The organism is Herbiconiux sp., assembly GCF_023264895.1.
Taxonomy (GTDB): Bacteria; Actinomycetota; Actinomycetes; order Actinomycetales; family Microbacteriaceae; genus Herbiconiux.
In genome coordinates this window covers 1-13869 of sequence record NZ_JAHFUY010000060.1, presented here as the reverse complement: position 1 = coordinate 13869, position 13869 = coordinate 1, and the positions used below count along the sequence as shown (strand labels likewise).

Sequence of the window (13869 nt, the reverse complement as noted above, 5' to 3'; positions counted from 1 at the left end):
CGATCAGAGTGCGGGCACGGCCGCGGTCGGCGTGCTCACGGCCACCGAGGTGGTGAGGCGGCGGTTGGCGAGGGCGGGCAGGGTCTCGCGCACCTCGGCGGTGCGGTCGAGCGAGATCTCGACGAGCGCGACCCCGGAGGCCACGGGACCGAGCCCGGCGCGCTCGACGCCCATCGGATCGATCACGAGGCTGTTGCCGATGCACTCCGGCGAGGTCGACGACGAGGCCAGCACCCAGCAGGTGTTCTCGATGGCGCGGGCCTTCACGAGGGTCTCCCAGTGGGCCTCCTTGCGCGCACCGGCCACCCACGCGGCCGACACCGACAGCACGTCGGCGCCGCGCGCCACGAGGTCGCGGCTGAGCTCGGGGAACCGGATGTCGTAGCAGTTGACGAGCCCCACGGCCACGCCCTCGATGAGCACCACGGGCGGCAGCTCCGTGCCTCCCGTGACGTAGTCGGACTCGCGGTAGGTGAAGGCGTCGTAGAGGTGCAGCTTGCGGTACGACTCGACGACCTCGCCGCGCGGGTTCACCACCACGAGGGTGTTGTAGGGGCGGTCGGAGCCGGTGGGCTCGTAGCCGCCGGCGATGATCCAGAGCTCGTGCTCCACGGCCAGCAGCGAGAGCTGCGCGAGGAAGAGCGGCCACTCGGCGTCCACGACCTCGCCGAGACGGCCCTCGACTTCGCCGGCGAGGAGCATCGACTCCTCCGGGAACACCACGAGGCGCGCGCCCGAGCGGGCGGCGTCGGCGGTGAGGGCGGCGATCTGCTCGCGGTTGCGGGCACCGTCGACGGTGGGCGCGAGCTGCGCCACGGCGGCCAGGAGGGACGGGTTCACGCGGCGGCTCCCTTTAGAGCGGAGGTGGCGGATGCAGGTGAGGCCGCGGTGACGGCCGCCTCGGCGGGCAGCACGCGGGCGGCGGCGGCGCTCCACGAGAGCAGCACGTCGGCGCCGTCGGCGATGGCGCCGAGCTCGGCGGCGATCTCGCCGCTCGGCACGCTCACGGTCATCACGGCACCGGTCTCGAGCCGCACGTGGAAGGTCCACTCGTCGCCGAGGAACGCGCGCTCCACGAGCGTGGCCCGCACGCCGTCCGCAGGCGCGGCGGCTCCCAGGGCGCGCATGCTCACGCGCTCCGGCCGGATGGCCAGGGCCACCCCGCTGCCGGGCACCGCGGTGGCCGGCACGAGAGCCGGCACCGCGCCCACGCCGGGCACGACCACGCCGCGGCCCTCCGCATCCACGACCCCGTCGAGGATGTTGCAGCTGCCGATGAAGGTCGCCACGAAACGGGAGGCCGGCTCGTCGTAGATCTCGGTGGGGCTCGCCACCTGCAGCACGCGGCCCTCGCTCATCACGGCGATCCGGTCGCTCATGGTGAGCGCCTCCTCCTGGTCGTGGGTCACGTAGATGAAGGTGATGCCCACCTCGCGCTGCATCCGCTTGAGCTCGAACTGCATCTCCTTGCGGAGCTTCTGGTCGAGCGCGCCGAGCGGCTCGTCGAGCAGCACCACGGCGGGGCGGCCCACCACGGCGCGGGCGAGCGCCACGCGCTGGCGCTGACCGCCCGAGAGCTCGGCGGGCTTGCGCTCGGCAAAGGCGCCGAGCCGCACGAGCTCGAGGGCCTCCCGCACCCGGGTGTCGATCTCGCGCTTGGCGGTGCGCCGCACCCGCAGCTCGAACGCCACGTTCTCGTAGACCGAGAGGTGCGGGAAGAGGGCGTAGCTCTGGAACAGCATGTTGAGGTCGCGCGACTTGGTGGAGACGGCGTCGACGTTCTTGCCGTCGAGCTCCACCGAACCGCCGGTCGGCGTCTCGAAGCCGGTGATCATGCGCATGAGCGTGGTCTTGCCACAGCCTGAGGGGCCCAGGATGCTGAAGAACTCGCCCTGACGGATCTCGAGGTCCAGGGGCTGGACGACCCGGTTGGCGCCGAACGACTTCGTGAGCCCGGTGAGCTTCACGGCCGGCGGTTCGGTGGTCTCGTTCATGGTTCTCGTTCCAGAGGTAGAGGTGTTCGTGTCTGACGGCTCGTCGTCGGCCGGCTAGGAGGCGCGCACGCGGGTCCAGCCGTCCTGGAAGTACGCCAGAGCGTCTCCCGGATCGACGATGAACTCGGAGTTCGTGAGCGAGTCGGCCGGGGCGTAGATGGCGGGGTTCTCCACCTGCGACTGGTCGGCGACGAGCTCGAGGGCGGCGGCGTTCGTGGAGGCGAGCGAGGCGTCGTCGGTCACGAGCGCGGCCACCTCGGGGCGGAGGGTGTAGTTCAGCCACTGGTACGCGGCATCCTCGTTGGCCGTGCCCGCGACGATCGAGAAGCTGTCGGTCCAGAGCGTGCCGCCCTCCTCGGGGATGATGTAGTGCACGTCGGGGTTGGCCTCGACGGCCTTCGCCGCGGTGGTGCCCGAGTAGGCCTCGGCGATGCAGGCGTCGCCGGTGCCCACGAGGTCGGCGTAGTTGGTGCTGTTGTAGCCGCCGAGCAGCGGCTTCTGCTCGAGCAGGGAGTCGGTCGCCGTGGCGATCTCGGCCTCGTCGGTGGTGGTGGCGCTGAGGCCGTTCACCTGGAGGCCGGCGATGTAGGCCGAGAGCATGTTGTCGAGCATGTAGACCTTGCCCGCGTAGTCCGGGTTCCACATGTCGGCCCAGCCGGTGACCTCGGCGCCCGTGCAGGCCTCGTTGTAGAGGATGCCGGTGGTGCCCCACGCCCACGGGATGCTGTGGGTGTTGCCCGGGTCGAACGACGGGTCGACGAACTTCTCGGCGAGGTTGTCGAAGCCCTCGAGCTTCGACTTGTCGATCTCGGCGATCAGGTCGCGCTCCACCATCAGCTGCACGGCGTACTGGCTGGGCTCGACCACGTCGTAGCCCGAATTGCCGGCGGCGAGCTTCGAGATCATCGTCTCGTTGCTGTCGAAGGTGTCGACGGTCACGTCGATGCCGGTCTCGGCCTCGAAGCCCTCGATCACCGAGTCGGGGATCTCGCCGGCCCAGGCGTAGATGCTGAGGCTGCCGCTTCCGGCGGCCCCCGTGGAGGAGGCGTCGCCGCCGGCGGAGCAGGCGGAGAGCACGGTGGCCGAGGCGAGCGCTACGGCTCCGAAGGCCAGGAACTTCTTGTTCATGAGGACTCTTTCGTTCGGGAGGAGGGTGCGGGTCGGTGGTGCGGGGTGTTACGGGCGGGGGCCGGCGAGGATGCGCCGCATCTGGGCGACTCCGACCAGCAGGATGACGCCGAGGGTGGCGACCACCAGCAGGGTGCCGAGCGCGTTGAGCTCGGGGGTGAGCCCGGTGCGCAGGGTGGAGTAGATCCGGAGCGGCAGCGTGGTGGTGCCGACGCCGGCGGTGAAGGTGGAGATGACGATGTTGGAGAACGAGGTGGTGAAGCTCAGCAGGAAGGCCGCGAGGATGCTCGGGCGCAGCAGCGGGAACAGCACGCGCCGGAAGGTGACCCACGGCGAGGCGCCGAGATCGGTGGCCGCCTCGGAGAGGCTGGGGTCGAGCGAGGACATCGCCCCCATCAGCACGAGCGTGGCCAGCGGCAGCGTGATCACCACGTGACCGAGCACGAGCGTCACGATCCCCGTGGGGAGGCCGGCGCTCGAGAACACCGTGAGCAGCGAGACGCCCAGCACGATCTCGGGCACGATCAGCGGGATCAGGATGGCACCCACGAAGAACGCGCGCCCCTTCACCCGGAGCCGCACGAGGGCGAAGGCGCTGAGGAAGCCGATCACGGTGGCCAGCACCGCGGCGATCACCCCGACGAGAGCGCTCGTGCGGAGCGACTCGAGCAGCATCTGGTCGCGGAACAGCTCCGCGTACCAGCGGAAGGTGAAGCCGTCGAAGCGGTAGCTCACCTCGGAGCTGTTGAAGGAGTAGACGATGAGGGCCGCGATGGGCAGGTAGAGGAAGACGAAGACGAGGCGGGCGATCCAGGAGTTGAGGCGTTCCATCAGACGGCGCTCGCTTTCTTCGGGGAGCGGGATCTGCCGGCGCGGGCGCTGCCGGAGCGGGCTCTCAGGATGAGGCCGGCCGCCGCCACCGAGAGCAGCATGAGCACGAGCACGACCATCGAGAGCGCGGCGCCGAGCGGCTCGTTGCGGAACTCGGTGAAGAGGGTGACGATCAGGTTGCCGACGAGCGGATCCTTGCCGCCGCCGAGCAGCACCGGGATGACGAACACGCCGAGCGTGGGCACGAAGGTGAGCATGACCGACGAGGCGAGGCCCGAGGCCGAGAGCGGCACGAAGATGCGGGCGTGGGTCTGCCACCAGCCGGCGCCGAGGTCGGCGGCGGCCTCCTTGAGCGAGGGGTCGATCGAGCGCATCGAGGCGTAGATGGGGAAGACGGCCACGGGCAGGAACGCGTAGAGCAGCGAGAGCGTGACCGCGAGCTGCGACGGCACGAGCGACTGCGCCTCGACGCCGAGAAGGCGCAGCAGCGAGATGAACGGGCCGCCGGAGCCGAGGAGGGTGATCCAGGCGAAGGTGCGCACGAGGAAGTCGGTGAGGAACGGGATGATCACGAGCACGAGCAGCACCGGCTGCGTCTTCGCGGGCCGGGTGGCGATGTAGTACGCCACGATGTAGCCGACCACCGTGCAGACGGCCGCGTTGAGGGCGGCCATGCCGAGGCTGTAGCCCAGGGTCTTGGCGTAGACGGGATCCAGCAGCTTGGCGTAGTTGTCGAGCGTGAAGCCGCCGAGGTTGCCGCCGAGCGGATCGCTCACGGCGAAGCTGTCGCGGGCGATCACGACCATCGGCACGATCACGAGCAGCGTGATCACGGCCACGGCCGGCAGCAGCATGAGGTAGCCGGCGGCCCTCGACGTTCTCGGTGTGTTCACGTCGACCATCCTGCGACACCGCCTGCACCCGCAACCGACGAGGTGCCTCGAATCCCGTCGCCGCCGTGTTTCGTGCTTGCGCATTTCGCAGGCGCGCCGAGCGCGCGGGTGCCGCGATCCGCGCGATCACGCGCATCCGAGTGCCCCGGATCTCGCACCGGGTGCGCCGGAGCGCCCGACAGGCGCCTTCCGGATGACTGCTCCATCTATCGAGATCAGCAGTGATCGTGGCACTATAGAACCGTATCCATCGTCAGATGGGTCTTTTTGCCACGAAAAGAGCCGCAGTGAACCACATCGAAAGAGACGTCGTCGTCATCGGAGCCGGGGCCACCGGTCTCACCGCCGCCACCCGCTTGAAGGCCGCCGGCCGCTCGGTCGTCGTGCTCGAGGCCCGCGACCGCATCGGCGGCCGCCTCTGGACCGACCACATCGAGGGCCAGCTGTTCGAGATCGGCGGCCAGTGGGTCTCGCCCGACCAGACCGCGCTCATCCAGACCCTCGAGGAGCTCGGGCTCGAGACCTACTCGCGCTTCCGCGAGGGCGAGAGCGTCTACGTCGGCCCCGGCGGCGAGGCCAAGCGCTTCACGGGCGACATCTTCCCCGCCTCCCCGACGACCGAGGCCGAGATCGAGCGGCTCATCGCGGTGCTCGACGAGCTCGTCGCGCAGACCGATCCCGCAGCCCCGTGGGAGCATCCGCGTGCCGTCGAGTTCGACCACGTCTCGTTCCGCGCCTGGCTCGAGCAGCAGAGCGACGACACCGAGGCCGTCGACAACATCGCGCTGTTCATCGCCGACGCCATGATCACGAAGCCCGCCCACTCCTTCTCCCTGCTCCAGGCGCTGCTCATGGCCGCGAGCGCCGGCAGCTTCAGCCACCTCGTCGACGCCGACTTCATCCTCGACAAGCGCGTCGTGGGCGGTCTGCAGCAGGTGCCGCTGCGCCTCGCCGAGGGCCTCGGCGACGACGTCATCCTGAGCCACCCCGTCACCTCGCTGGCCTGGGGCTCGGACGGCGTCACCGCGGTCGCCGGTGACGTCTCGGTCTCGGCGCGGCACGCGATCGTGGCCGTGCCGCCGAACCTCTACAACCGCATCGACTACGTGCCCGCGCTCCCGCGGCTCCGCCACCAGATGGCGCAGCACCAGTCGCTCGGCCTCGTGATCAAGGTGCACGCCACCTACGAGACGCCGTTCTGGCGCGCCGCCGGCCTCTCCGGCACGGCCTTCAGCCCCTACCAGATCGTGCACGAGGCCTATGACAACTCCAACCACGGCGAGACCCGCGGCACGCTCGTCGGCTTCGTCTCCGACGAGAAGGCGGATGCGCTGTTCCGGCTCTCGGCCGAGGAGCGCAAGGCGCGCATCCTGGAATCGCTCGCCGCGTACTACGGGCCCGAAGCCCTGAACCCGTCGGTGTACTACGAGAGCGACTGGGCCTCGGAGGAGTGGACCCAGGGCGCCTACGCCGCGAGCTTCGACCTCGGCGGGCTCACCCGCTACGGTCCCCTGCAGCTCGAGCCCGTCGGCCCCGTGCGCTTCGGCACGAGCGATCTCGCCGCCGAGGGCTACCAGCACGTCGACGGCGCCATCAGGGTGGGCTGGAGGCTCGCAGATGAGATCCTGGAAGAGGCGGGCGCGAATCGGACCACGACCGCAGCCGCCACCAGCGCCACCACCGCCACCACCGAAGGAGATGCAGCATGAGCCAGTACGCCGTCGTCAATCCCGCCACGGGCGAGACTGTCCGCGAGTACCCGACCCTCTCCGACGAGGGGGTGCAGGAGGCCATCACCGCCGCGCACGAGGCGCACGAGACCTGGTCGCGGAAGGCCGGCGTCGCCGCCCGCACCGCGCTCATCGCCAAGGTCGCCGAGCTGCACGCCGCGAAGCGAGACGAGCTCGCCGAGATCATCGTGCGCGAGATGGGCAAGCCGCTCGACCAGGCGCAGGGCGAGGTCGACTTCGCCGTGGCCATCTACGAGTACTACGCCACCAACGGGGAGGCGTTCCTCGCCGACGAGCCGATCGAGCTCTCCGACGGCACCGGATCGGCGTTCATCCGCCGGGCCTCCATCGGCGTGCTGCTCGGCATCATGCCGTGGAACTTCCCCTACTACCAGGTGGCGCGGTTCGCCGGCCCCAACATCGTGGTGGGCAACACCATCATCCTCAAGCACGCGCCGCAGTGCCCGGAGTCGTCGGCCGCCATCGAGGCCATCTTCGCCGAGGCCGCCGCCTCCGTGGGTGCTCCCGCCGGCGTCTACGTGAACGTCTACGCCACCAACGAGCAGTCGGCCGACATCATCGCCGACCCGCGCGTGCAGGGCGTCTCGGTCACCGGCTCCGAGCGGGCCGGCGCGGCCGTCGCCGAGCTCGCGGGCAAGCACCTCAAGAAGGTCGTGCTCGAGCTCGGCGGCTCCGACCCCTTCATCCTGCTCTCGAGCGACGACGTGGCCGCCGCCGCCCAGGACGCCGTCAACGCGCGCCTCGACAACAACGGCCAGTCGTGCAACGCGGCCAAGCGCTTCATCGTGATCGACGGGCTGTTCGACGAGTTCGCCGAGGCCTTCACCGCGGCGTTCACGGCCGCGGAGCCCGCCGACCCCATGGCCGAAGGCACCGTGCTCGGCCCGCTCTCCTCCTCCGCCGCCTCCTCGCGGCTCGGCGAGCAGGTCGACCGCGCCGTCGAGCAGGGTGCGACCGTGCTCGCACAGGGCTCGCGCTCGGGCAACTTCTTCGGAGCCACCGTGCTCACCGATGTCACGCCCGCCATGGACGCCTACCACGAGGAGTTCTTCGGCCCCGTCGCCGCGCTCTACCGCGTCTCCTCCGAGGAGGAGGCCGTGAAGCTCGCCAACGACACCCCCTTCGGGCTCGGCTCCTACGTCTACACCACCGACCAGGAGCAGGCCCTGCGGGTCGCGGATGCGATCGACGCGGGCATGGTGTGGATCAACATCGTGCTCGGCGACGCCGCGGAGCTCCCCTTCGGCGGCGTGAAGCGCTCCGGCACCGGCCGCGAGATGGGGCGACCCGCCATGGAGGAGTTCGTCAACAAGAAGCTCGTGCGCATCGCCTGATGGCCATCGTCGACTGGGCCTTCATCGCACTCGGCAACGGGCGCGAAGCGGCCGACGGGGAGCGGGCTGTCGTGGAGTTCGACGGGCTGACGTCGCGGTTCGTCGTGGTTCCGGATGCCGCGGCGGCCGTCGCCGTCGCGGCGTCGCTCGTGGCTTCCGGGGTGCAGACCGTGGAGCTCTGCGGGGCGTTCTCGCCGGCGGAGGTCGCGGCTGTTCGGGGTGTGACGGGGTCTGTGCCCGTCGGGGCCGTGCAGTACGGGGTCGATTCTGTGCAGGGGTTTGCTGCGTTGCTGTGAGGTTTTTGCGGGTGGTCGGGTGCTTGGGGTGCTCGGGTGCTCGGGTGCTCGGGTGCCCGGTTGCTCGGGGTGCGGGTGGTGCGGGTCGGGCATTCCGGTCGAGGCGCGATCCCGCATCCGCTGCGCGGACGCCCGCCAGACCCGAGCCAGCGCCTCGACCGGAATACCCGACCCGCCCCACCCGCGGTCGTTCGGGGGCGGGTCGGGGGCGGGTCGCTTCGCTCCCGCGGGTCGGGGGAGGGGGCCCAGCGGGAGACTGCGGAGGCGACATGGCGGAGGATGGCGCGGGCGATAGGGCGAGTTTTCCTGCCACAATCGGCCTGATGTGGCAGGTTTTTCTGCCACACCGGGTCGGTTGCCGGCACCGGTGTGTTGGTCTTCGAGGGTGCGCGGGGGCGCGGCGGGGGTGTGCGGCGCGTAGGGTTCGGGGGAGGATGGGCGGCGCGCGGGGAGCGTCGATGAGGGGGAGTGCGGGATGACGGAGAACTCGGGAGCGGGAGCCGGGGCGCGGGGGCGGCGGCGGGTCGTGGTCGTCGTGGTGGGGGTCGTGGTCGTGGGGCTCGTGGTGGCCGGGACCGCGTTCGTGGCGCTGTCGGGAGGCGCGCTGTTCGGGGGCGGGGCCGTGGCGTCGTCGCCGAGCGCATCCGCGTCGCCTGAGGCGCCGGAGCCCTCGCCCACTCCCTCGGTGACCGAGACGCCCGCGCCCGACGCTCCCGTGTCGCGGGTGCCGGCCTCGTGCGACGAGCTGCTGCCGCAGGCGAGGGCCGAGGCTCTCGCGGGGGCCGCGCTGCCGGCGCAGCCCCTGCGGCAGACGGCCAGTCCGGTGTTCTACACCGACCTCCGCATCGGCATGCTCGAGTGCGCGTGGGCCGACTCCGAGCAGCCGGGTGACGCGGTCGCCGCCGCCCAGGCCACGTTGCAGATCCTTCCCGGCATCACCGCCGAGGGCTTCGAGCAGGAGGCGCAGCGTGAGGGCGTCTACATCGCCACACCGGAGCCGTCGATCGGCGACGACGTCTACTCGGCCTGCGCCGAGACGGGCACCCAGCCCGCCCACTGCGGGTACATCGCGCTCGTCGGCGGCTACGCCGTGTCACTCATCGCCGTGGGCCCGCAGCTCGATCGCGACGCCGTGCGCGAGCAGTTCATCACCGTGCGCGACGCCGCCGCGGGGTTCGGCGAACCCGCACCGCTGTGGCAGCCGGCCGAGGGCGTCCTCGCCGGGGCCACGAGCTGCGACACCCTGATCGACCCGGCCACGCTCGCGGTCGCCCTCGGCGTCGAGGGCGTGCGCCCGTTCCGGAGCGATGAAGGGGAGTACGCGAGCTCCCGCTTCGGCAGCCGCGCGCAGGTGAACTCCTACTACTGCAGCTGGAGCCCCGATCCGCCCTCGATCGACGGCACCGACGTGACCGCCTCGGTGGCGGTGCTCCCCGGCGGCGCCGGGTACTTCGAGGGCTGGGCGGATGTCGCGGAGCAGGTCTACGAACCGGCCCCCGACTACCCCGGCGAGGCCTATCTCGCCGCCACGGAGACCCCCGGCATCACGGAGCTCGTGGTGCTGATCGACGGCGCCTGGGTGCGCGTGGTGGCTCCGGATGCCGCGCTGCTGCCGATCGTGGAGCCCGTGCTGGCGAACATCGGGGCCGGCTAGCGCAGGCCGGCCGTCGGGCGGCCGCTCGGCCGACGAGGGTTCCGCGGAGGCCGAGCGGTCGCTAGAGCTCGGACTCGATCGGGGCCGAGGAGAGCAGGTCGGCGACCGAGTCGATGATCTCGTCGGGCCGGAACGGGTACTTCGCGATCTCGGCCTCGTCGCTGATGCCGGTCATCACGAGGATCGTGTGGAGACCCGCCTCGATACCCGCCACGACATCGGTGTCCATCCGGTCGCCGATCATGCCCGTGTTCTCGGAGTGGGCGCCGATCCGGTTCATGGCCGAGCGGAACATCATGGGGTTCGGCTTGCCGACCACGTAGGGCTCCTTGCCCGTGGCCTTCGTGATCATGGCGGCGATGGCGCCCGTGGCCGGGAGCGGGCCCTCGGCGCTCGGCCCCGTGGCATCCGGATTCGTGACGATGAAGCGCGAGCCCGCACCGATGAGCCGCACCGCCTTGGTGATGGCCTCGAAGGAGTAGTTGCGGGTCTCGCCGATCACCACGTAGTCGGGGGCCGTCTCGGTCATGATGAAGCCGGCTTCGTGGAGCGCCGTCGTGATGCCGGCCTCGCCGATCACGAAGGCGCTGCCGCCCGGCATCTGGTCTTTGAGGAACGCCGCGGTGGCGAGCGCGCTGGTCCAGATGTACTCCTCGGGCACCTCGAGGCCGCTCGCGCGGAGGCGGGCGCTCAGGTCGCGGGGTGTGAAGATCGAGTTGTTGGTGAGCACCAGGTAGGGCTTGCCCTCGTCGCGCCACTGCTGGAGCAGCTCGGCGGCGCCCGCGATGGGATGGTTCTCGTGCACGAGCACGCCGTCCATGTCGGTCAGCCAGCATTCGATCTCGTCGCGGCGGGTCATCTCGAGCTCCTTCCCCTGCTGCGACCAGCGTACAGGCGTGGTCGCGGCGGGAGCCGGAGAGTCAGCTGTAGCTGATCGCCACCACCGCCGTGCCCACGTAGACGAGCACCCAGAGCACCGTCAGGACGATGCCGACGATGACACCGATCTTGGCGGGCGTGTTGCGGTAGCCGGCCTTCTTCGACTGGTTGAGCGCCACGAGGCTGATGACGAGGCCCACGAACATGAACAGGATCGAGGCGACGAGACCGATCACGCCGAGGGTCTTGCCGGGGTAGTCGACGCCGGGGGCGGGCGTGGTGAGGGTGGGGGAGGTGGTCATGGGTGTGTCCTTCTGGGAGGGATCGGATGTGTTCCGCGAGAATCTATCAACTCCCGACCGATTAAGCGAGCAATACTCACGCGTGTGGTGCTGAGCGGATGCGCCGGGCCGGCACCCGCGGTCGATCCGGTCGCGGATCCGTCGTCGCCCACCTCGGCCCCCAGCTCCTCGCCGAGGCCGATCGAGCAGGTCGTGCCGATCGATCCGCTCGCCGAGCCGCTCGTGGCCGCCGGGCGATCGCTCGTGGCCGGCTCGGACGGCTTCGCGTCGATCGAGGCGCGCACCGTCCTCGATGCGGCGGTCCAGCGACTCGAGACCTCCGTGCAGGTCGCGCAGCTGTCGGCCGCAGGAGGCCCGGCGGCGAGCCAGGCCGATCCGCCCGTCGACGAGCGGAGTGCGCACGGGGGTGATCGAGACGGCGTCCCGCGTGCTCAACGGGGAGGCGCCGGATGCGCCCCAGGTCGCCCGCGACGGCCTCTACACCGCGATCGTGGCGCAGCAGACCGCACGCACCGGGAGACCCTTGGGTGCTCCCACCCATGGTGCCCGTCGGCTGACAGCTCCGCCGTACCGTTTGGGTGTAGGTGACTTTAAGGGTTATAGTCGGGTTCACCTTTAGGGGGTGGACGTATGGTTCCGGATGCACAGGCCAGCGACGCGGGTCGGGCGACGGGCGCGGGCGGCGCCGGGATCGGTCTGGCCGTGTCGACGGTCATCTTCGCGCTGCGGCCGACGAGTGCGGGAGCCGATCCGGAATCGGGCACGCCGCTGCCGGCCCTGTGGCTGCCACTCGTGCGGCGCATCCGCCCGCCCTATGAGGGGCAGTGGGCCCTGCCGGGCGGCCCGCTTGGCATCGACGAGGACCTCGAGGCCGCCGCCGCCCGCACCCTCGGCGCCACCACCGCTCTCGCCCCCAACTACCTCGAGCAGCTCTACGCCTTCGGCACCCTCGACCGCTCGCCCGACGGCGCGAACGACCGCGTGGTCTCGGTGGTCTACTGGGCGCTCGTGAACTCGGACGAGGTCGTGCACTCCGACCGCAACACGAGCACCGAGAACGTGCGCTGGTTCTCGGTCGACGACCTGCCCGACCTCGCCTTCGACCACGACGTCATCATCGAGTACGCGCTCTGGCGGCTCCGCAACAAGGTGGAGTACAGCCGCATCGCGCACGCCTTCCTCGGCGACACCTTCACGCTCGCCGAGCTGCGCGAGGTGCACGAGTCGGTGCTGGGGCGCACGCTCGACCCGGCGAACTTCCGCCGCCAGATCGAGTCGTCGAACGCCATCGTGCCGACGGGCAAGCGCGTGACCGGCACGAGCTACCGCCCGCCCAAGCTCTACCGCTACAACAACGCCGCCGAGCCGATCGATCGCGGCCCGCTCGGGCGCACCGATCCGACCCTCCCCACCAGCCCCTCGAGGAAGCCGACAGCATGACCCCGACAGCACTCTCCGTCGACAGCGAGATCCAGCTCATCACCGCCGGCGCGCCCGGCGCCTCGGGCTCGACCTGCACGCCCGAGCTCGCCGAGGGCCCCTGGCAGTTCGACCTGAAGGCGCCCTCCTACGGCCCGGGCGCCTCGATGGCCGACCCCATCCCCGCCGACGCGCCGCGGCAGGGCGACCTGCCGGAGGAGTACAAGACGGCGTCGAAGGCCGAGCTCGATGCGCGCATCCGTGCCGCCAAGGCGACCCTCGGCGACCGCGTGGTGGTGCTCGGGCACTTCTATCAGCGCGACGAGGTGGTGCAGTACGCCGACTTCGTGGGCGACTCGTTCCAGCTCGCCAACGCGGCGCTCACGGTGCCCGAGGCCGAGACGATCGTGTTCTGCGGGGTGCACTTCATGGCCGAGACGGCCGACATCCTCGCGCGGCCCGAGCAGGCGGTCATCCTGCCGAACCTGGCGGCCGGATGCTCGATGGCCGACATGGCCGACATCGACTCGGTGGAAGAGGCCTGGGCCGAGCTCGCGGCGATCTACGGGACCGAGCCCGACGCATCCGGGCGCGTGCCCGTCATCCCCGTCACCTACATGAACTCGTCGGCGGCGCTCAAGGGCTTCTGTGGGCGGAACGGCGGTATCGTCTGCACCTCGTCGAACGCGGCGACCGTGCTCGAGTGGGCGTTCGAGCGGGGGCAGCGGGTGCTGTTCTTCCCCGACCAGCACCTGGGGCGCAACACCGCGAAGGCCATGGGGGTGCCGCTCGAGCGGATGCCGATGTGGAACCCGCGGAAGGCGCTCGGCGGCAACTCCGAGGCTTCGCTGCTGGATGCGCAGGTCATCCTGTGGCACGGGTTCTGCTCGGTGCACAAGCGGTTCAGCGTGGCGCAGATCGAGAAGGCGCGGGCCGCGCACCCGGATGTGCAGGTGATCGTGCACCCCGAGTGCCCCATGCCCGTGGTCGACGCGGCGGATGCGGCCGGCTCGACCGACTTCATCGTCAAGGCCATCGCGGCAGCGCCCGCGGGCTCGACCTTCGCGATCGGCACCGAGATCAACCTCGTGCAGCGCCTCGCCAACGAGTACCCGCAGCACACCATCTTCTGCCTCGACGACGTGATCTGCCCGTGCTCCACGATGTACCGCATCCACCCCGGCTACCTCGCGTGGGTGCTCGAGTCGCTCGTGGGGGTCGATGGGGGGCCCGCCGTGGTGCAGAACCGGATCGTGGTCGACGAGGCCGTGGCGGCTCCGGCGCGCGTGGCGCTCGAGCGGATGCTCGCGGCACGGCCATGAGCGGGGGTGCGCGTGCGGGGGCGGGTGCGGGTGGGTCTGCGGTGCGCGGGCCTGCGGTGGCGGGTG

At 70.7% G+C, this 13869-nt stretch carries 13 protein-coding genes; 6 read left to right on the top strand and 7 right to left on the bottom strand.

Annotated features, from left to right (window positions below; genetic code table 11):
- Positions 1-3: 3 nt before the first annotated feature.
- Genes Q0D57_RS12070 through Q0D57_RS12050 form a run of 5 tightly spaced genes read right to left on the bottom strand, consistent with a single transcriptional unit; the run spans position 4 to position 4846 of the window.
- Positions 4-840: a carbon-nitrogen hydrolase family protein gene (locus Q0D57_RS12070; protein WP_291043883.1), complete on the bottom strand. Its 837-nt coding sequence runs from the start codon at positions 838-840 to the stop codon at positions 4-6.
- On the bottom strand, positions 837-1994 hold the full coding sequence (locus tag Q0D57_RS12065; RefSeq protein ID WP_291043880.1) for an ABC transporter ATP-binding protein: 1158 nt from the start codon (positions 1992-1994) through the stop codon (positions 837-839). The genes Q0D57_RS12070 and Q0D57_RS12065 overlap by 4 nt, the downstream gene beginning before the upstream one ends.
- A 54-nt stretch (positions 1995-2048) precedes the next feature.
- Positions 2049-3122, bottom strand: a complete 1074-nt coding sequence (locus Q0D57_RS12060; protein ID WP_291043877.1) for a spermidine/putrescine ABC transporter substrate-binding protein — start codon at positions 3120-3122, stop codon at positions 2049-2051.
- A gap of 48 nt (positions 3123-3170) precedes the next feature.
- Entirely contained in the window at positions 3171-3953 is a 783-nt protein-coding gene (locus tag Q0D57_RS12055) for an ABC transporter permease (RefSeq protein ID WP_291043874.1), read from the bottom strand.
- Positions 3953-4846, bottom strand: coding sequence for an ABC transporter permease (locus Q0D57_RS12050; protein ID WP_291043870.1), 894 nt, complete (start codon positions 4844-4846; stop codon positions 3953-3955). The genes Q0D57_RS12055 and Q0D57_RS12050 overlap by 1 nt, the downstream gene beginning before the upstream one ends.
- Positions 4847-5133: 287 nt before the next feature.
- Here Q0D57_RS12050 and Q0D57_RS12045 point away from each other — a divergent pair, with 287 nt between their 5' ends.
- The 4 genes from Q0D57_RS12045 to Q0D57_RS12030 all read left to right on the top strand — a co-directional run bounded on the left by Q0D57_RS12045 (position 5134) and on the right by Q0D57_RS12030 (position 9881).
- Positions 5134-6555: an NAD(P)/FAD-dependent oxidoreductase gene (locus tag Q0D57_RS12045; RefSeq protein ID WP_291043867.1), complete on the top strand. Its 1422-nt coding sequence runs from the start codon at positions 5134-5136 to the stop codon at positions 6553-6555.
- Positions 6552-7931: an aldehyde dehydrogenase family protein gene (locus tag Q0D57_RS12040; protein WP_291043864.1), complete on the top strand. Its 1380-nt coding sequence runs from the start codon at positions 6552-6554 to the stop codon at positions 7929-7931. The genes Q0D57_RS12045 and Q0D57_RS12040 overlap by 4 nt, the downstream gene beginning before the upstream one ends.
- The gene (locus Q0D57_RS12035; RefSeq protein ID WP_291043860.1) at positions 7931-8227 is read left to right on the top strand and encodes a DUF6506 family protein; all 297 of its coding nucleotides are present in this window, start codon (positions 7931-7933) and stop codon (positions 8225-8227) included. The genes Q0D57_RS12040 and Q0D57_RS12035 overlap by 1 nt, the downstream gene beginning before the upstream one ends.
- 475 nt (positions 8228-8702) lie before the next feature.
- A complete protein-coding gene (locus Q0D57_RS12030) occupies positions 8703-9881 on the top strand; it encodes a hypothetical protein (RefSeq protein ID WP_291043858.1) in 1179 nt (392 codons plus the stop codon).
- A 61-nt stretch (positions 9882-9942) separates the two neighbouring features.
- Here Q0D57_RS12030 and Q0D57_RS12025 read toward each other — a convergent pair whose 3' ends face one another.
- Complete coding sequence (locus tag Q0D57_RS12025) at positions 9943-10740, bottom strand: HAD-IIA family hydrolase (RefSeq protein ID WP_291043856.1); 798 nt, start codon at positions 10738-10740, stop codon at positions 9943-9945.
- A gap of 61 nt (positions 10741-10801) precedes the next feature.
- A complete protein-coding gene (locus Q0D57_RS12020; protein ID WP_259525753.1) occupies positions 10802-11062 on the bottom strand; it encodes a hypothetical protein in 261 nt (86 codons plus the stop codon).
- A 630-nt stretch (positions 11063-11692) separates the two neighbouring features.
- On the opposite strand from Q0D57_RS12020, the gene Q0D57_RS12015 reads away from it, so the two are divergent.
- The gene (locus Q0D57_RS12015; RefSeq protein ID WP_291043852.1) at positions 11693-12502 is read left to right on the top strand and encodes an NUDIX domain-containing protein; all 810 of its coding nucleotides are present in this window, start codon (positions 11693-11695) and stop codon (positions 12500-12502) included.
- The gene (gene nadA / locus Q0D57_RS12010) at positions 12499-13803 is read left to right on the top strand and encodes a quinolinate synthase NadA (RefSeq protein WP_291043849.1); all 1305 of its coding nucleotides are present in this window, start codon (positions 12499-12501) and stop codon (positions 13801-13803) included. The genes Q0D57_RS12015 and nadA overlap by 4 nt, the downstream gene beginning before the upstream one ends.
- The last annotated feature ends 66 nt before the right edge of the window (positions 13804-13869 follow it).